Annotated in this window: 21 protein-coding genes; 15 read left to right on the top strand and 6 right to left on the bottom strand. The window is 64.3% G+C overall.

All coding sequences use genetic code 11. The features are described 5' to 3' along the window. Nucleotides 1–50 precede the first annotated feature (50 nt). The 3 genes from FJ867_RS00600 to FJ867_RS00610 form a co-directional block, all read right to left on the bottom strand. Entirely contained in the window at nt 51–899 is an 849-nt protein-coding gene (locus tag FJ867_RS00600; protein WP_140517597.1) for a lytic transglycosylase domain-containing protein, read from the bottom strand. Nucleotides 900–904: 5 nt separating this feature from the next. Next, complete coding sequence (gene ispG, locus FJ867_RS00605) at nt 905–2155, bottom strand: flavodoxin-dependent (E)-4-hydroxy-3-methylbut-2-enyl-diphosphate synthase (protein WP_140517596.1); 1251 nt, start codon at nt 2153–2155, stop codon at nt 905–907. A 557-nt stretch (nt 2156–2712) separates the two neighbouring features. Next, the gene (locus FJ867_RS00610) at nt 2713–2892 is read right to left on the bottom strand and encodes a YdcH family protein (RefSeq protein ID WP_097571999.1); all 180 of its coding nucleotides are present in this window, start codon (nt 2890–2892) and stop codon (nt 2713–2715) included. A 240-nt stretch (nt 2893–3132) separates the two neighbouring features. On the opposite strand from FJ867_RS00610, the gene FJ867_RS00615 reads away from it, so the two are divergent. After that, nucleotides 3133–3336 carry a YdcH family protein gene (locus tag FJ867_RS00615; RefSeq protein ID WP_140500489.1) on the top strand — a complete coding sequence of 68 codons (204 nt, stop codon included), beginning with the start codon at nt 3133–3135 and terminating at the stop codon, nt 3334–3336. 2 nt (nt 3337–3338) lie between these two features. On the opposite strand, the gene FJ867_RS00620 is transcribed toward FJ867_RS00615, so the two are convergent. Continuing rightward, nucleotides 3339–4133: an IclR family transcriptional regulator gene (locus FJ867_RS00620; protein ID WP_140558863.1), complete on the bottom strand. Its 795-nt coding sequence runs from the start codon at nt 4131–4133 to the stop codon at nt 3339–3341. A gap of 129 nt (nt 4134–4262) precedes the next feature. Between FJ867_RS00620 and FJ867_RS00625 the strand changes: the two genes are divergently transcribed. From FJ867_RS00625 to FJ867_RS00690, 14 genes are all read left to right on the top strand, one after another. Beyond that, nucleotides 4263–5144 (top strand): transporter substrate-binding domain-containing protein, encoded by an 882-nt coding sequence (locus FJ867_RS00625; RefSeq protein ID WP_140500486.1) that lies wholly within the window; start codon nt 4263–4265, stop codon nt 5142–5144. A 90-nt stretch (nt 5145–5234) separates the two neighbouring features. Further along, nucleotides 5235–5900 carry an amino acid ABC transporter permease gene (locus FJ867_RS00630; RefSeq protein WP_140500485.1) on the top strand — a complete coding sequence of 222 codons (666 nt, stop codon included), beginning with the start codon at nt 5235–5237 and terminating at the stop codon, nt 5898–5900. A gap of 1 nt (nt 5901) precedes the next feature. After that, a complete protein-coding gene (locus tag FJ867_RS00635) occupies nt 5902–6552 on the top strand; it encodes an amino acid ABC transporter permease (protein WP_140500483.1) in 651 nt (216 codons plus the stop codon). A 2-nt stretch (nt 6553–6554) separates the two neighbouring features. Next, nucleotides 6555–7349: an amino acid ABC transporter ATP-binding protein gene (locus tag FJ867_RS00640; protein ID WP_140816249.1), complete on the top strand. Its 795-nt coding sequence runs from the start codon at nt 6555–6557 to the stop codon at nt 7347–7349. Between the two features lie 38 nt (nt 7350–7387). Beyond that, nucleotides 7388–7849 carry a RidA family protein gene (locus FJ867_RS00645; RefSeq protein ID WP_140517593.1) on the top strand — a complete coding sequence of 154 codons (462 nt, stop codon included), beginning with the start codon at nt 7388–7390 and terminating at the stop codon, nt 7847–7849. 24 nt (nt 7850–7873) lie between these two features. Then, a complete protein-coding gene (locus FJ867_RS00650) occupies nt 7874–9079 on the top strand; it encodes an aminotransferase class V-fold PLP-dependent enzyme (protein WP_140517592.1) in 1206 nt (401 codons plus the stop codon). A 405-nt stretch (nt 9080–9484) separates the two neighbouring features. After that, entirely contained in the window at nt 9485–10024 is a 540-nt protein-coding gene (locus FJ867_RS00655; RefSeq protein WP_140500476.1) for a sigma-70 family RNA polymerase sigma factor, read from the top strand. Next, nucleotides 10021–10914, top strand: coding sequence for an anti-sigma factor (locus FJ867_RS00660; protein ID WP_140816251.1), 894 nt, complete (start codon nt 10021–10023; stop codon nt 10912–10914). The genes FJ867_RS00655 and FJ867_RS00660 overlap by 4 nt, the downstream gene beginning before the upstream one ends. A 94-nt stretch (nt 10915–11008) precedes the next feature. Further along, complete coding sequence (purE, locus tag FJ867_RS00665; RefSeq protein ID WP_140517590.1) at nt 11009–11506, top strand: 5-(carboxyamino)imidazole ribonucleotide mutase; 498 nt, start codon at nt 11009–11011, stop codon at nt 11504–11506. Further along, nucleotides 11503–12579: a 5-(carboxyamino)imidazole ribonucleotide synthase gene (locus tag FJ867_RS00670; protein ID WP_140816253.1), complete on the top strand. Its 1077-nt coding sequence runs from the start codon at nt 11503–11505 to the stop codon at nt 12577–12579. The genes purE and FJ867_RS00670 overlap by 4 nt, the downstream gene beginning before the upstream one ends. Before the next feature lie 274 nt (nt 12580–12853). After that, nucleotides 12854–12979, top strand: a complete 126-nt coding sequence (ykgO, locus tag FJ867_RS00675) for a type B 50S ribosomal protein L36 (protein ID WP_125004464.1) — start codon at nt 12854–12856, stop codon at nt 12977–12979. 108 nt (nt 12980–13087) lie between these two features. Continuing rightward, on the top strand, nt 13088–13726 hold the full coding sequence (locus FJ867_RS00680; RefSeq protein ID WP_140500468.1) for a hypothetical protein: 639 nt from the start codon (nt 13088–13090) through the stop codon (nt 13724–13726). Nucleotides 13727–13832: 106 nt separating this feature from the next. Further along, nucleotides 13833–14900 (top strand): alpha/beta hydrolase, encoded by a 1068-nt coding sequence (locus tag FJ867_RS00685; protein WP_140816255.1) that lies wholly within the window; start codon nt 13833–13835, stop codon nt 14898–14900. Between the two features lie 52 nt (nt 14901–14952). Beyond that, the gene (locus FJ867_RS00690) at nt 14953–15417 is read left to right on the top strand and encodes a hypothetical protein (RefSeq protein ID WP_140517587.1); all 465 of its coding nucleotides are present in this window, start codon (nt 14953–14955) and stop codon (nt 15415–15417) included. A gap of 15 nt (nt 15418–15432) precedes the next feature. Here FJ867_RS00690 and pyk read toward each other — a convergent pair whose 3' ends face one another. Next, a complete protein-coding gene (pyk, locus tag FJ867_RS00695; protein ID WP_140493391.1) occupies nt 15433–16866 on the bottom strand; it encodes a pyruvate kinase in 1434 nt (477 codons plus the stop codon). Continuing rightward, on the bottom strand, nt 16863–17309 hold the full coding sequence (locus FJ867_RS00700) for a DUF1036 domain-containing protein (protein ID WP_246671773.1): 447 nt from the start codon (nt 17307–17309) through the stop codon (nt 16863–16865). Before FJ867_RS00700 ends, pyk begins: the two co-directional genes overlap by 4 nt. Nucleotides 17310–17351: the final 42 nt, after the last annotated feature.

Below are 17351 nucleotides of genomic sequence, written 5' to 3' on the forward strand. Positions count from 1 at the left end.
ATAGCCGCGGCCGTCATTTTATCGCCCCTTCACCCGCAACGACACACCCGCTATCGGTTGCGCACCACCACGCATGCCCCGCCGACACTTTGCAATTTCTGGCAGATAGCGCCGGCGACGGCACGGTCGTCGACCCCGATCCTGACCGCGTAGATGCCGCGCCGGCCGATCGGCGTGCGCACCCGGCTGACCACCGGATCATGCCCGCCTAGCAGGGCCGGGAAGCGGCCTCTCACCCTGAGCCACTGGTTGATCGCGGCGCTGCGGCGGAAATTGCCGGCCACCTGGATTCCCCAGGGCTTTATGTTGATGGAAGCCATCGCCACCGTCCGCGACATGATCACCGGGAGCTTACGGCAGGCCGCGACGAAATCGGATTTCGCGTCGAGCGGTCGCACGCTTCCGGCATAGGCGCGGTCGGCGAACTTATCGACCGGCTCGCCCATAATGTCGAAGACATAGCTTTCGGTTTCCATCGGCAGGAAGCCGCCCGAGCCCAGCCAGCGCGAGACCCGGTTTTCGCCGGCATTGTAGGCGGCGGCCGCCAGGCCGAGATTGCCATAGCTGGTCTTCATCTCGGCGAGGTATTTCGCCGAGGCCGGGATCGCCTGGTTGATGTCGAAGGAATTGGCGAGCCCGCGCATCTTGGCGGTCCCCGGCATGAACTGGGCGATTCCTTCGGCGCCAACCGGACTGACGGCGTTGGGATCGAACCGACTTTCCTTCCAGATCAGCCGGGCGAAGAAATCCCTGGGCAGACCGTTCTGGTCGGCATGGGCCTGGATCAGGTTGCAGACCTTGTCGATCAGCCGCTGCTTGGCCGATTGCGGCGGATCGGCCTGGGCCAAGGTGGGCCACCCGCACAGCAGGATCAGCGCCACCGGGAGGAAGCGCAGCATTCGACCTACTCTGCCGCGGCCTTGCCGCGACCAAATCGTTGTTCGATATAGTCGGCGACCATCTTTTCGAAATCCTGCGCGATCGACGGTCCGCGCAGCGTCGCCGCCTTCTTGCCGTCGACGAAAACGGGCGCCGTCGGCGTCTCGCCGGTGCCTGGCAGCGAAATGCCGATATCGGCATGTTTGGACTCGCCCGGGCCGTTGACGATGCAGCCCATCACGGCGACCTTGAGGTTCTCGACCCCTGGGTATTTCTCACGCCACGCCGGCATGTTCTTCCTGAGATCGGCCTGGATGTTCTGGGCCAGTTCCTGGAACACGGTCGAGGTTGTGCGGCCGCAGCCGGGGCAAGCGGCGACGATCGGCACGAATTGCCTGAAGCCCATGGTCTGCAGCAATTCCTGCGACACCTGCACCTCGCGCGTGCGATCGCCGTTCGGCTCCGGCGTCAGCGATATGCGGATGGTGTCGCCGATGCCTTGCTGCAACAGGATGCCCATGGCGGCGGATGAGGCGACGATGCCTTTCGAGCCCATGCCGGCTTCGGTGAGGCCGAGATGCAGCGCATGGTCGGAACGGCTGGCGAGCTCGGTGTAAACGGCTATCAGGTCCTGCACGCCGCTGACCTTGGCCGAGAGGATGATCTTGTCGCGGCCAAGGCCGATCTCCTCGGCCATCTCGGCCGAGAGGATCGCCGACTGCACGATCGCCTCGCGCGTCACTTGCTGTGCGGTCAACGGAAAGCCGCGGGCCTGGTTGTCGTCCATCAGCCGGGTCAGGAGTTCCTGGTCGAGCGAGCCCCAGTTGACGCCGATGCGCACCGGCTTGTCATGTTTGATCGCCATCTCGACGATTGCCGCGAACTGCCGGTCCTTCTTGTCCTTGAAGCCGACATTGCCGGGATTGATGCGGTATTTGGCCAGCGCCTCGGCGCAGGCCGGATGATCGGCCAGGAGCTTGTGACCAATATAGTGGAAGTCGCCGACGATGGGCACGTTGATACCGAGCCGCGCCAGCCGCTCCCGGATGCGCGGCACGGCGGCGGCGCTTTCATCGCGGTCTACGGTGATGCGCACGATCTCGGAGCCGGCGCGATGCAGCGCCGCGACCTGGGCGACCGTCTGGTCGACATCGGCAGTATCCGTATTGGTCATCGACTGCACGACGACGGGAGCACCGCCGCCAACCACCACGCCGCCCACATCGACGCCAACCGAGGTGCGGCGCGGGAAGGGAAAGGAATAATATCCGGTCATGCCGGCAGCCTTTAATCTCTGGAGCGCCGCGCGTCCACTTGGACGCACAAGAGCGCGCTCCGGGCCGATGCGCTGAAGTCCGGGCATGAGGTGGAGGAGCAAAGATGGCTTGTCAATGGCGACAGGTCGCCACTGGCCGCAATCGATGCCGCCGCCGGTTGCTCGGCGCCCGACTTTTATCGCTCGCTTGCGTCGGCCAATCGGCTACCTGGCGATTGGCAGGCCCCATCGCTTTGTCTTTCCCGGAACGAGTCCGTCATTTCGGGGAGGAGCAAGGAGAAGAGCGACGCAGCGCAGTCCCAGAATCCAAGCCCTGACCTCAGAGCGCCGCGGCAAGGCGGAATTCTGCTCCGCTGCACTCTTCGGTCAGTTATGGTAAAGGGGAGCCGCGACGAGCTTCGCCCCTACTCGTCCTGGGACTAGGAAGTCGGAAGGCCTCTGCCTGGTACGAATATCTGTGATGGTCGACCTGAAATCGAAGATCAAAACCACCAGTCCGGCGGCAATTGCCGCCGGCAGGAAAGACCCGAATGGTGAGCGGTTATGTCAGTGGGGCATCAATGCGTCGTGGGTTTGGCCCTCAGTTTTTCAATCTCGTCCTTGATTGCCAGCTTGCGTCGCTTGAGATTCACGATTTCCAGGTCGTCCACCGACGGGTGATTCATCGCGTCATCGAGCTCGCGTTCGATGTCGCCGTGTTTCCGCTGCAACTCATCAAGATGGGATGCAAGAGACATGATTGGTTCTCCCTTTCATGATTTCCTCGATTGCAGCCGCCAAAGGCGCGTCCACCGCAGGCTCGCTCTGTGACGGCACAATGACAGTGTGCCACCTTCGCGCAGCGATGTCGAATGATCCGTGGTAGCATTCCACGACAACGTGAAATGTGATATGGGCTGCGCGCCGGTGGCAGAGAGTGCCACCCCCCGCCCAATCAGGCCCAGCTTTGGGCGCCGCAGACGTGCAGACGGTAGAGAATGTCCGATCAGGAACAGGCCGATATTCGCCTCGAATTTTCCCGGCTGAAGCAGGAACACGCCGATTTCGACGCCGCGATCAATGCGATGATCGCCATGAACTGCGACCCGCTGCAGATCCAGCGCATGAAGAAGAAGAAGCTTGCGCTGAAGGATCGGCTGATGAAGCTGGAAGACAGGATCATCCCGGACATCATCGCCTGACTTCAGGTCCAGGCCGCGATCGAAAGCCGCGCCGCGCGTTCGCGCAACAGGGCCAGGAGTTCGCCTGTCTTCTCCTGCGATGTGTCGATGGGCACCACTAGGCACATCGTCGCCTCGACGGTGCCGGGTGCTGAAAACACCGGCGCGGCGAGGCATTTCGTATAGGCGTCGACGAGCCCCGAAGTGATGCAATAGCCGGTGGCTCGCGCCGTCGCTATGTCGGCGATGAAATCGTCCAGCCGCAATCTGCGGCCATCGGGCAGCATAAGGTCGTCTTCCGATATCATGGCTTCGATCCGGGCCTGTTCGAGGCCGGCGAGCAGCAGCCTGCCTGACGCGGTCCAGGGCAGCGGAATCTGCAATCCGGTGGCGGAGCTGATGCGGAACGGCCGGGTGCCCGGGCTCGAGTGGACGATCGTGTAGCGGCCGCTCTGCAGCATGCACAGTTCGGAGGTCTCACCGGTCTCGCGCGACAGGTTGTCGACCTCCTGGCGTCCTCGCCTCAAGAGGTCGTTGCCGCGCACATAATCCATTCCATAGAGATAGAGCTTCTTACCGAAATAGACGCGGTTGCCGTCGCCGGCCATCTCCAGGAGGCCCGCATCGACCAGCGATCGCACCAGTGTGTAGGTGGTCGAACGCGGCGCGTTGACCCCCTTGGCGAGGTCGCCGATACCGATGGCGCGCTGCGTCGAATGAAGGAACTCCAGAATCTGGAGCACCCGGTTGAGGCCCTTCTCCCGAGAGACCGAAATCTTTGCGTCCGCTGAGACCGCCAAGGCGCTGCCATCTTGCATTGTCGATCCCTGATGTTAGTATCTGTCTTGTACAGGATACACTCGTCCCTTGTAAGAGACAATTTCTGTAACGATCCGGGTGCGCGTATTGCCTGTGCGTAGGGGAACACAACACGAAAGGAGGTCGCTGTGGACGACACATCCAAAAGGCGTGATTTTCTGAAACTGGGTATGGCCGGACTGGCAACGGCCGGCGTCATGAGCGCGGCGGCAACGGTCGACGTCCAGAAGGCGGCGGCGCAGGCTGCGCCCGATAGCCTGCTACGCACCGTGCTGGAGCGCGGCAAATTGATTGTCGGCACCGGAAGCACCAATGCGCCATGGCATTTCGAGAACGATGCCGGCGAACTCGTCGGCATGGACATCACCATGGGGCGGATCCTGGCAAAGGGCTTGTTCGATGACCCGGCCAAGGTCGAGTTCGTCATGCAGGACCCGGCGCAGCGCATTCCGAACGTGACGACGAACAAGGTCGACATCACCATCCAGTTCATGACCATGACCGCGCAGCGCTCGCAGCTGATCAACTTCTCCAGGCCTTACTACGTCGAGGGCGTCGCCTTGCTGACTTTGCCCGGCGCCGAGAACAAGACCTTCGACAAGCTGCTTGCCGCAGGCTCCGCGACGCGCGTTTCCATCCTGCAGAATGTCGACGCCGAATCTTCGGTGCATTTTGCCTTGCCGGAGGCGCAGGTGATGCAGATCGATACACAGGCCAACGTGCTGCAGGCATTGGAATCCAAGCGTGCCGATGCCGCTGCCGTCGACCTCTCCACCGTGCGCTGGCTCGCCTCGCGCAATCCGGACAAATACTTCGATGCCGGCAAGAGCTGGTACTCGATGCTTTATGGCGCGGCGCTCCGGCAAGGCGATCTCGATTGGCTGACCTTCGTCAACCAGACCTTCACCATCGCCATGTTCGGCCATGAAACGGCGCTCTATGACGCCGCGTTCAAGGACTATTTCGGGCAGGAGCCGCCGGCGCGCCACCCCGGCTTCCCGGTTATCTGACGTCATCGGCGGAAGGGCGCCGACCCTTCCGCCTTTTTTCCTGGCGACGCGGCCAGCCTTGCGTCACATCGGGAGCACTGAGGCCGACGCATGGGTTATGCGCTCAATTTCAACCTGATCTGGCGGCATTTCGACAAGCTGTGGGGCGGTCTGCTGCTCAGCCTGGAGCTCGCCGTCATCTCGATCGCCATCGGCATCGTCATCGGCCTGGTCCTGGCGGTCTGGTACGTGTCGGCCGGACGCATGGTGCGCGGCATCATTGCCGCCTATGTCGAATTCATCCGAAACGTGCCGCTGATCCTGCTCGTCTATCTCGTCTTCTACGGTCTGCCGACCGTGGTCGACATCGCCTACAGCGCGCAAACCTCGTTCGTCGCCACGCTGGCGCTCTACAGCGGCGCCTATCTGGTCGAGGTGTTCCGCTCCGGTCTCGAAGCGGTGCCGCGCGGCCAGCTAGACGCCGGCAAGGCGATCGGCCTGACGCCCTGGCAAAGGCTGCTCCATGTGCGCCTGCCGACCATGCTGCGCATCACGCTGCCGGCGCTTTCCAACACTTTCATATCGCTGTTCAAGGACACCTCCGTCGCTTCGGTCATCTCGGTGCCCGAACTGACCTTCGGCGCGCAATGGATCAACTTCAACACCTTCCGCATCGTCGAGGTCTATCTCGTCGTGACGGCGATGTATCTGCTGACCGGCTACGCCCTGCTTTACGCGCTCCGGCTCGTCGAACGCTGGTTCAAGGTGGTGCACTAGCATGCTTGGCCAGATCGCCTACGCCTTGCCTTTCCTGGCTCAGGGTTTTGCGCTGACGCTTTGGGTGTCGCTGCTGGTCGTGACGTTCTCGCTCGTCGCCGGTGTCGTCCTTGGCGTCGGCCTGGTCTATGGCCCGGCGCCGGCGCGCTGGGCGGTGCGCATCTTCAGCGACACTATTCGCGGCATACCGATCCTGGTGCTCATCTTCTTCGTCTACTACGGGATGCCGGCCGTCGGGCTTCACCTGCCGTCCTTCTGGGCTGCCGTGCTGGCGCTGACCTTGTTCAAGACAGCCCAGGTCGTCGAATATCTCCGGGGCGCCGTCGGCTCCATCCCGAAGGGACAATCGGAGGCGGCAATGGCGATCGGCCTGACCTTCCGCCAGCGGCTGGCCCATGTCATCTTTCCGCAAGCGTTCAGGCGTTTCCTGCCGCCCTGGATCAATGGCGTCACCGACGCGGTCAAGGGCAGCGCGCTGGTCTCGCTGCTCGGCATCACCGATCTCATGCAGGCCATCAACCAGGTCATCGGCCGCACCTATGAGGCCATGCCGCTCTACATCCTTGGCGCCCTCATCTACTTCGCCGTCAACTATGCGCTTTCGCTTGCCAGCAGGCGGCTGGAGCGGCGTTTCTCCTTCATCCGGGAATAGCAATGTCCACAAGCTCGAACGATGCCCCGGCCCTTCTCGACATCCGCGATGTGTCCAAATCCTTTGGCGCCGTCCAGGTCCTGCGCTCGGTCAGCCTGCGCGTGGCGCGCGGCGAGGTGGTGACGGTCATCGGGCCCTCGGGCAGCGGCAAGACCACGCTGCTGCGCTGCGTCAACTTCCTGGAGAGCTATGACAGCGGGTCCATCCGCATCGACGGCAAGGAGGTCGGCTTCCGAGAAACCGGAGCCCGCCGGCGCCGCAGCGAACGCGACCTTGCCGCGATGCGCGCCGAGACCGGCATGGTGTTCCAGAGCTTCAACCTGTTTCCGCATCTCACCGCCGCCGGCAACATCATGCTCGGCCTCACCAAGGTGCGCGGCAAAAGCACCGTGGAGGCGCGCACGATTGCCGAACACTGGCTCGGCCGCGTCGGTCTTGCCCATAAGGCCGACAGCTTGCCGGCGGAGCTCTCCGGCGGCCAGCAGCAGCGCGTCGGAATTGCGCGCGCCGTGGCCATGGGGCCGAAAATCCTGCTGCTCGACGAGATAACCTCCGCCCTCGATCCGGAACTCGTCGGCGAGGTGCTTGAAGTGGTGCGCAGCCTCGCCGAGGACGGCATGACGATGGTGATGGTCACGCATGAGATGGCCTTTGCCCGCGACGCCTCGAGCCGCATCGTCTTCATGGCCGATGGCGGCGTCGGCGCGGTCGGCCCGCCGAAGGAGATTCTCGCAGCAGACGCCGAGAATGAGCGTCTGCGCAATTTCCTGGCGCGCTTCCGCGCCTCGCATTTCTGACATTGGATGGTTGACACCATCCCAAGGAGCCTTCTTCCATGACGCCTTACACCAGGCTCACCGAACTCGGCCTCACATTGCCCGAGCCGCCGACGCCCATCGCCAACTTCGTTACCCATGCCGAGAGCGGCCGGCTGATCTTCCTGTCCGGCCAGGGACCGCTTCGGGCCGACGGCTCGCTCTGCACCGGGAAGGTGGGCGAGGATGTGACGGTGGAGGAGGCTTATCAGCATGCCCGCCTCACCGGCCTCAACCTGCTTGCCGTCATGCATGCTGCCGCCGGCGATCTCGGCCGCATCGTGCGCGTCGTCAAGCTGCTCGGCTTCGTCAACGCCACGCCGACCTTCAGCGACCACCCCAAAGTGGTGAATGGCTGCTCCGATCTTTTCGCCGACGTTTTCGCCACGATCGGCGGGCATGCCCGCTCGGCGATCGGCGTCGGCTCCTTGCCGGGAAACATCACCGTCGAAATCGAAGCGGTCGTCGAGATCGCTGCCTGATCTGTCATCCACGGGATTGCTCACATGAAAACATATTCAGACACCGGCTCCAACACCACGATCCGCGAACGGCTCGGCCTTCGCCCGATCATCAACGTCTCCGGCACGATGACGGCGCTCGGCGCGTCGATCATCGTGCCTGAAGCGATCAGCGCCATGTCTGAAATGGCATCGCAATGGGTGGAAATGGACGATCTGCAGCGCGCCGCAAGCGCCGTCGTCGCGCGCCTCACCGGTGGCGAGGCCGGCTTCATCACCGCCTGCTGTGCCAGCGGCATCACCATGGCGATCGCCGGCGCGATGACGGAAACCAACCTGCTCGCCATCGAACGCCTGCCGGACGACACCGGCGACCTCAAGTCGGAGGTGATCATCCAGCTTGGCCACATCGTCAACTACGGTGCCCCGATCGACCAGTCGGTCCGCGTTGCCGGCGCCAAGGTGGTGCCCGCCGGCACGGTCAGCGTCACGCAGGACTATCATGTGCGAGACGCGATCAACGACCGCACGGCGGCAGGGCTCTATGTCGTCGCGCATCACACCGTACAATACGGCATGCTGTCGCTGGAGGAGTTCTGTGAAATCTGCCACGCCAGGGGCGTGCCGGTGATCGTCGACGCGGCTTCCGAATATGACCTGCGCGGCTTCCTGGCGCGCGGTGCCGACATCGTCATCTACAGCGGCCACAAATTCCTGAGCGGCCCGACCAGCGGCATCGTCACCGGACGCAAGGATCTGGTGCGCGCCGCCTATCTGCAGAACCGCGGCGTCGCCCGCGCCATGAAGGTCGGGAAGGAAAGTATCGCCGGCACCATGGCAGCGCTCGAAGCCTGGGAGAAGCGCGACCACGCCGGCATCCGCCGGCGCGAAGAGGCCGCCCTCAACCTTTGGAAGGATGCTCTGCAGGGTATCCCGGGCATTGGCGCGGAGATCATTCCCGACCCGACCTCCAACCCGCTCGACCGCCTGCAGGTCTTCGTGCTGCCGGAAAGCCGCTTCACCGCTGCCGGCCTAGCCTCGGCGCTTGCCGGTGGATCGCCGCCCATCATCGTGCGCAATCACGAGGTCGAACGCGGCCATTTCTTCCTCGACCCCTGCAATCTTCATCCCGGAGAGGCGGAGAGCGTCGCCGAACGGCTGCGCGCCCTGTTAACCGCGAAGGACCGGCCCGCCGACGCCATGAAGATTGCTCGCAAGGACTCTTCCGGCGCCTTGCGCTGGCCGGATTGAGCGCCAAGCGGACCAACGAACCCAAAGCACCGGCTGATCACGTAACCGTGAACAGCCGGATGCGTACGCGGCGGGAATAAATCTCGGCCGCAACGGGTCTCCTCGACATAGGCCGCTACAGGCGTTGAGGAGATCCGCATGTCCGTCATCATGAACACGACAGCGAACATGGCCGCGGCGTCGGCGGCCGCCATGTGCTGGAGCGCATGACCTCAACCGGCCTCTCTCCCATGATGCACGGCTTTCCCATTGCGCTTGACACTGGTGACGCAGATGAATTCACTTTCGCCACGGCAGGCGGCTTTGCCTGTTGCCGAGGGTTTCGCCCGCACGGGCGGGGCGAGACCGCCGGTATTGCTTGAAAGCGCACGGCCTGTTCCTCGTGGAGTATCGGATGGTGCTGCTTTGAGCGAGAAGGCCGGAGCCGAGCGCTTCAGCGAGGTGGTGCTGCCTCATCTCGGTGACGCGCTGGCGCTTGCCCGCTGGTTGACCGGCAATGGCGCCGATGCCGAGGACGTCGTGCAGGACGCCTGCATAAAGGCGCATGCGGGCATATCAGGCTATGCCGGCGGCAATGCCCGCGCCTGGCTGCTGACCATCGTGCGCAACACCGCCTATACCTGGATGTCGCGCAACCGGCCGCGCGGCATGTTGGCCGTCGGTGATCTCGGCGATCTCGACGAGATGGCGGCGGCACACGGCATCAGCGTGCCGGACGAATATGGTCCGGAGGCAAGCCTGATCGCCAAGGCCGACACGGTGGCGCTTGAAACGGCGATAGCAGCCCTGCCGCAGCCGTTTCGCGAGACGCTTGTGCTGCGCGACATCAGCGGCCTCAGCTATCGCGAGATAGCGGCCATGCTCGGCGTGCCGATGGGCACGGTGATGTCCAGGCTGGCTCGCGCGCGGAGCCTGCTTATGTCTGACCTGGGGAGAGCGCCATGACCATGCATGACGATGGACTGCCCAATGATCCGGAAGGCATCAGGCTGATGATCCACGCCCTCGTCGATGGCGAACTTGATGCAGCGGCCGCGCTTGCGGTGGAGCGGCGCATTGCGGCCGATCCGCGGCTTGCCTCGGAGCATGCCCGCATCGTGGCCTTGCGGGGCGCGGTCAGCCGCCTGCCGCACCCAGATGTCGGCGACGCCTTTCGCGCGCGCATCGCGGCCATTGGCGCCGCGCCCACCGCACAGCCGGCAGGCGGAACGGCCAAGCCGCAGCAGGGCTCGCAGGTGCTCCCAGGGGTGCTTGCCCCGGGCGGGGGAGGCCAGAGGCGAAACGCCGATACGCGGCTGTCGCCAAGTCGAGCGCGCCGCTTCGGTTCGTTCGACTGGCGCGCTCTTGCCGCCTCGATCATGATCAGCGCGGTGCTGGCCAGCGGGGCAACGCAATGGGTGATGGTCAACGGCGCGTCCGACAGCTTCGCCGCGGCGGTCGCCAGCGGCCATCGCCGCAGCCTGCTTGCCGCCAGCCCGATCGATATCGTCTCGTCGGACCGCCACACGGTAAAACCCTGGCTCGACGCCCGGATCGGCGTGTCGCCGCCGGCACCGGATCTTGCCAAGGACGGTTTTGCGCTGATCGGCGGCCGGGTCGAGGTGATTTCCGGCCGCCCGGTGCCGGCACTTGTCTACCGCCACCGCGAGCATCTGATCACGCTGGTCGCCGAACCGCAGCAGGGCGGCAAGGTCAGCGAGCCTGACGATCTTTCCTCGGGCGGCTTTTCGCTGGTGCAGTGGAGCGACGGCGCCTTCTCCTACTGGGCGATCTCCGACATGGAGCGGCCCGAACTCGACGATTTCGTCGCCCGCTTCCGCAAGGCTGCGGCATAGGCCGATTTCCCGGCCGGACACCGGCAATGCCCCGCATCCTTGCCGCCGCCGCCGAATTCCGCTAAGGCGCGCCTTTGTCGCCGGGAGCAGAAGCTTGGACGATCAACGCGCCGACGTCGCCATTATCATGGGCAGCCAGTCCGACTGGGCGACCATGCGCCATGCCGCCGAGACACTGGAGGCGCTTGGCATCCCGCACAAACGGCTGATCGTCTCGGCGCACCGCACCCCCGACCGGCTCTATGCCTTCGCCAAGGGCGCCAAGGCCGCCGGCTACAAGGTCATCATCGCCGGTGCGGGCGGTGCGGCGCACCTGCCCGGCATGACGGCGGCGATGACACCGCTGCCGGTGTTCGGCGTGCCGGTGGAATCCAAAGCCCTGTCGGGACAGGATTCGCTGCTGTCCATCGTCCAGATGCCGGCCGGCATTCCGGTGGGGACGCTGGCCATCGGCAAGGCCGGTGCTGCCAATGCAGCCCTATTGGCTGCCGCCGTGCTGGCGCTCAACGACGACAAGCTTGCCGGGCGGCTCGATGCCTGGCGCGCCTCACAGACCGCCAAGGTCGCGGCCGAACCCACGGACACGCAATGAGCCTGCCCGCCGGATCGACCATCGGCATCATCGGCGGCGGCCAGCTCGGCCGCATGCTGGCAATGGCGGCCGCTCGCCTCGGCTACCGCACCGTGGTGCTGGAGCCGCAGCCGGATTGCCCCGCGGCACAGGTCGCCAACCGTCAGGTCACGGCCGCCTACGATGACCCCGCCGCGCTTGCCGAATTGGCCGAGGCAAGTGCCGTCGTCACCTATGAATTCGAGAACGTTCCGGTTGCCGCCGCCGAGGCGCTCGCCGCAAAGGTGCCGGTCTATCCACCTGCGCGCGCGCTTGATGTGGCGCAGGACCGGGTGACCGAAAAGACATTTCTCAACGGCATCGGCATTGCCACGGCGGATTTCCGCGCGGTCGACAATGACGGCGAGCTGACCGCAGCGCTGAAATCCTTTGGCGGCAGCGGCATATTGAAGACGCGGCGCATGGGCTATGACGGCAAGGGCCAGCGCGTCTTCCGTGACATGCAAGCCGGCGGCTTCGCCGGCACCTGCGAGGCCATGGGCAGCGTGCCGCTGGTCCTCGAGGCCTTCGTTTCCTTTGAGCGCGAAGTCTCCGTCATCGCCGCGCGCGGCATCGATGGCGTCGTCGCCGCCTACGATCCGGCCGAGAACGTCCACCGCAACGGCATTCTCCACACATCGACCGTGCCGGCCGCGATCGCGCCCCGGACAGCCGAGGCGGCCCGGACAGCGGCGGTGAAGATCCTGTCGGCGCTCGACTATGTCGGCGTCATCGGCGTCGAGTTCTTCGTGCTGGCCGATGGCTCGCTGCTGGCCAACGAGATCGCGCCGCGCGTCCACAATTCAGGCCACTGGACGGAAGCCGCCTGCACCGTTTCGCAGTTCGAGCAGCATATCCGCGCCGTGGCCGGCCTGCCGCTCGGCGACCCGCGACACCATTCCGACTGCGTGATGGAGAACCTGATCGGCGACAATATCTCGCGCGTTCCGGAATTGCTGGCGGAGCCCGACCTGATGCTGCATCTCTACGGCAAGGCCGCAGCGCGGCCCGGCCGCAAGATGGGCCATTTCACCCGGATCAACCGCCGCGCGTGACGGCAATCTCGACGCCGCGAGCTACCGGGCAGGAAAACTCGGCGCATGGCGTTCTCAAGTCACGTGGCGACCACCACATCATACCAGCCGGTGCCGAGCCATTGGCCGATTGCGGATATTTGACGACACCGGGCATTCATCTCCGCTACCGGGCATGCTTGCGGTTGACACGGACAAGGCTCCTCGTTTATGAGCCACCGACAGTTCAAAGGCGCGTCTTCTGGCGCGCCTTAAAATTTCGACCCGGACCGGGTCCACACCGACAGGCAAGACCATGAAGATCAAGAATTCGCTCAAGGCGCTGAAGGCGCGTCATCGCGACAACCGTCTGGTTCGCCGCAAGGGCCGCGTCTACATCATCAACAAGACCGCCCCCCGCTATAAGGCGCGCCAGGGCTGAGCTTCGTCGCGAGGCTTTTGCCTCCGCAGTTGGTGTTTATCGTCGGTCCGCCGGCCGTTCACGCTAAAATCAGTTTGACGTTCCGCCGCCCGCGACTAGATTCGGGCGATGCGGATTCTTTTTGCATTTTTGACGGTCCTTCTCTTTTGCAGCGCCATCTCGTTGCCGGCGCGGGCCGATGATCGGGCGGTCGTGCAAGCGGCCCCGGAGCCGGCGCCTCCGGATGCCCAGCCAGTGCCGCAAGCCGCGCCTCCCGCAATGAACAGGGAAGCCCGCCTCGACAAGCTGTTTGCCGATCTCAAGCGCGAGCGCAACGAAAAGGCGGCAGAGCGTATCGCCGGCATCATCTGGAGCGAATGGTCCCAGTCGGGCAGCGCCTCGATCGACCTGATGATGCAATGGTCGCAGAAGGCGCTCGAGAACCAGAAATTCGACGTAGCGCTCGATTTCCTCGACCAGGTGGTCACCTTGCAGCCGGCCTATGCCGAGGGCTGGAACCGGCGCGCCACGGTGCATTTCATGATGAAGAACTACGGCAAGTCGATGTCCGACATCGACCATACGTTGCAACTCGAACCACGCCATTTCGGCGCGCTGTCGGGCCTGGCACAGATCATGACCGTGACCGGACGCAAGCAATCGGCGCTCGAGGCCTGGCAGAAGGTCCTTGCCATCTATCCGATGCTGCGCAGCGCCCAGGACCAGGTCGGCACGCTTTCGGAAGAGCTCGCCGGCGAAGGCATTTGATATTTTAAGGCAGTAGGGAAATAGGGCAGTAAGGCAGTAGGAAAGAGATCGCCCGGAAATACTTGCCCTACTCCCCTACTCCCCTACTCCCTCTCGTATATCCCACATGAACCTGCTCTATGCCGTCTTCGCCTTCCTTCTGGCGCTCGTCTTTGGCTTTGTCGGCATCACCCGCGTCGGCTCCTGGCTGATCGAGCGCCGCAACCCGGCCGTCGGCGAATTCATCGACATCGATGGCGCGCGCATCCATTATGTCCACGTTCCTGGCCACGCCAAGGCCGACCTGCCGCCTGTTGTCTTCATCCACGGCGCCAGCGCCAATCTCAGGGATCAGATGCTGCCGCTCAGGCCGTTGCTCGAAGGGCGCGCCGAATTGCTGTTCTTCGACCGGCCGGGATTCGGTTGGTCGGGACGCGGGCCCGGCAACAACGAGGATCCGTGGTCGCAGGCCGACACCGTCGCCGCGCTGATGGACCATCTCGGCATGAAGCAGGCTATCATCGTCGGCCATTCCTTCGGTGGCGCGGTGACGACCGCCTTCGGCCGCGAGCATGCCGACAAGACGCTCGGGCTGGTATTCCTGGCACCGGCAACCCATCCGTGGCCCGGCGGCGCAACCGCCTGGTACTACGACCTGACCACCATTCCGGTGATCGGCCGGCTGTTCTCCGAAACGCTGAGCTATCCGGCAGGAATGCTGCGGATCGCCGACGCTACGACCTGCGTCTTCTCGCCCAACAAAGTGCCGGACAATTATGTCGCCGAGGCCTCGATCCCGCTGGTGCTGAGACCGTCGGCCTTCCGCGCAAATGCCAGCGATGTCGCCGGCCTCTACCGCTATGCGCTTGGGGCCGCGCCGCGCTACGCCGAGATCAAGGCGCCGACCGTGGTCATCTCGGGCAATCGAGACAAGGTCGTCTACGCCCATATCCATTCGGTCGGCCTCGAGCGCAACATTGCCGGCGCCGAACTGGTCTGGGTGCGCAATCTCGGCCACAAGCCGGACTGGATCGCGTCTGATCTGGTCGTTGGCGCTATCGAGAAGGCCGCCGGCAGGAGCGTGGATCTGGAGGCGATGGCAAGGGCGGTGGAAGCGCGGATCGCCGGCGATGCCTATGGCGCCGGAAAATGCGCCGACCTCAAGGAACCCGAAGCGGAGTTGGCGCCGACCTGATGTGCGTCTTCCGACAACGGTCGTCGAAAAACGGTATCGGGGCCAGAGCGGCATGTACGTCCTGAAACACGGCATAAAGAAAAATCCCGAAAAATTCTGGGCGCTGCCGGACCGCATCTTCTTCGGTTACGGCGCCTGCCCCATCCTTGCGGGCGTCTTTCTCAGCTATCCTCCCCTGGACGGATTTTACGGCGAGCGGATCATTCCAAGCGGGAACCACTACGGAAACCATATCTATGTGACCAACGGCGTGATCGCCTTCGACCACCATGGCTATTCCAGCCGCGAACGGCTTCTGGAACACCACAAACGAGGATGGGCTTCGCATAGCGCCGACTGGCACTGCACGCTGGAAAAGGTCGATTTCGATCTGCTCGACACTGCCGAACTTAATCGGCGAAAGATGCGGGGACCGGATCAATATCTGCAAGATCCCATACCCCGCGCGCGTCGCTTCCTTCAGCGCATTGACCACGCCGCAGCGGCAACAAGAGCTCTCAAGATCGCAACGCGGTGAAGCCCTGGGGCGGGCTTATCGGGTGCCCAAGTCCGAACCGACATAGGCGATGCGCAGCATATTGGTCGAACCGGGCGTCCTTAGCGGCACGCCGGCGGTGATGATGACGCGGTCGCCGGGCTTGCCGAATTCCTCTTCAAGCGCGATGCGGCAGGCGCGATCGACCATGTCGTCGAGATCGGTGGCATCGGGGGAGACGACGCAGTGCGTGCCCCACAGCAGCGACAGCCGCCGCGCCGTGTTGACGATCGGCGACAGGGCCACGATCGGCACCTGCGGGCGCTCGCGCGCGGCGCGCAGGCCCGTGGTGCCGGAAGCCGTGTAGGTGATGATCGCCGACAGTTTCAGCGTCTCGGCGATTTCGCGGGCCGCCAGCGAGATCGCATCGGCGCCGGTTGCTTCAGGCTCGGAACGCTGGGCGTTGATGATGCCTGCATAGGTCGGATCGGTTTCCACCTTGGTGGCGATGCGGTTCATCATCGCCACCGCTTCCACCGGATAGGCGCCCGCGGCCGATTCGGCCGAAAGCATGATGGCGTCGGCGCCTTCGAAGACGGCGATCGAAACGTCGGAGACTTCCGCGCGGGTCGGCACGGGCGCGGTGATCATCGATTCCAGCATCTGCGTGGCGACCACCACCGGCTTGCCGGCGCGGCGCGCTGCGCGCGTGATCTGCTTCTGGATCCCGGGCACGGCTTCCAGCGGCATCTCGACGCCGAGATCGCCGCGCGCGACCATCAGCGCGTCTGAGAGTTCAATGATTTCGGCCAGACGGGCAACCGCCTGCGGCTTCTCGATCTTGGCCATGATCAGCGCCCGGCCGCGTGCGATCTTGCGCGCTTCGGCCAGGTCCTCCGGCCGCTGCACGAAGGACAGCGCTATCCAGTCGACGCCGGTGGCGAGCACCGCGTCGAGATCCCTGCGGTCCTTCTCGGTCAGCGCGCCGACCGGCAGGTCGGTATCGGGCAGGCTGACGCCCTTTCTGTCGGAAATCGTCGTGCCGGCAACGACGGTGCAGACGATCGCCTTGCCATTGGCCTTCACCGCTTTCAGCTCCAGCTTTCCGTCGTCGATCAGCAGCCGGTGACCGGCCTCGACCGAACTCAGGATTTCGGGATGCGGCAGATAGACCCTGGCCGCGGTGCCGGGCTCGGGATTGTCGTCGAGCGTGAAGGTCTGGCCGACGGTCAGCACCTCCTTGCCGTTGGCGAACTTGCCGACGCGCAGCTTGGGTCCTTGCAGGTCGGCAAGGATGCCGATCGGCCTTCCGACCGTCTCCTCGACGGCGCGGATGCGTCCGACGAGCGTGCGCATCAACTCGTGATCGGTATGGCTCATGTTGATACGGAACACATCGGCGCCCGCTTCGAACAGCTTCTTCAGCATTTCCTCGGAAGAGGAGGCCGGACCGATGGTGGCTAGGATCTTGACCTTGCGGCTGCGTCTCATTGACTGTTTGTTCCCGGGGCGGCTGGCGCGCCTCCCGTTGCGGGGTCGTCGGTTAGCTGGACCATCCAGCTTGCCTGCTCGCCCGTGTCGTATTCCTGGAATCCGGCGCGCTGGAAGCCCCGGGCGACGCAATCGGTGACGCCGGCGATCTTGAACTCTTTTTCAGCCACGCACATGTTGATCGGGCCGTCCCAGCGTCCGCCGCGTTCGGCGTCTTCTGCATAAAGATAGTAAAACCTTGATGACAGCGGCCCTTCGATCAGCGTCTTGCAACTCGATCCTTCGATGTGCCACCAGCCCTCGGTGATCCAGCCGGCCTTGGCACGATAGCCGATGCCGACGCCGACCAGGTTTTGCGTCGCGTTGCAGACGCGGAAATCAGCGCGGGCGGGCGAGGCCGCAACCATCGCGGACAAACCCACGGCGAGCGGCAGGAGCGGCATGGCGAAGGCGAAGCGCACGCGCCGCCCGCCCGCGGAACTCAT

It is taken from the genome of Mesorhizobium sp. B2-5-3 (assembly GCF_006441005.1).
GTDB lineage: Bacteria > Pseudomonadota > Alphaproteobacteria > Rhizobiales > Rhizobiaceae > Mesorhizobium.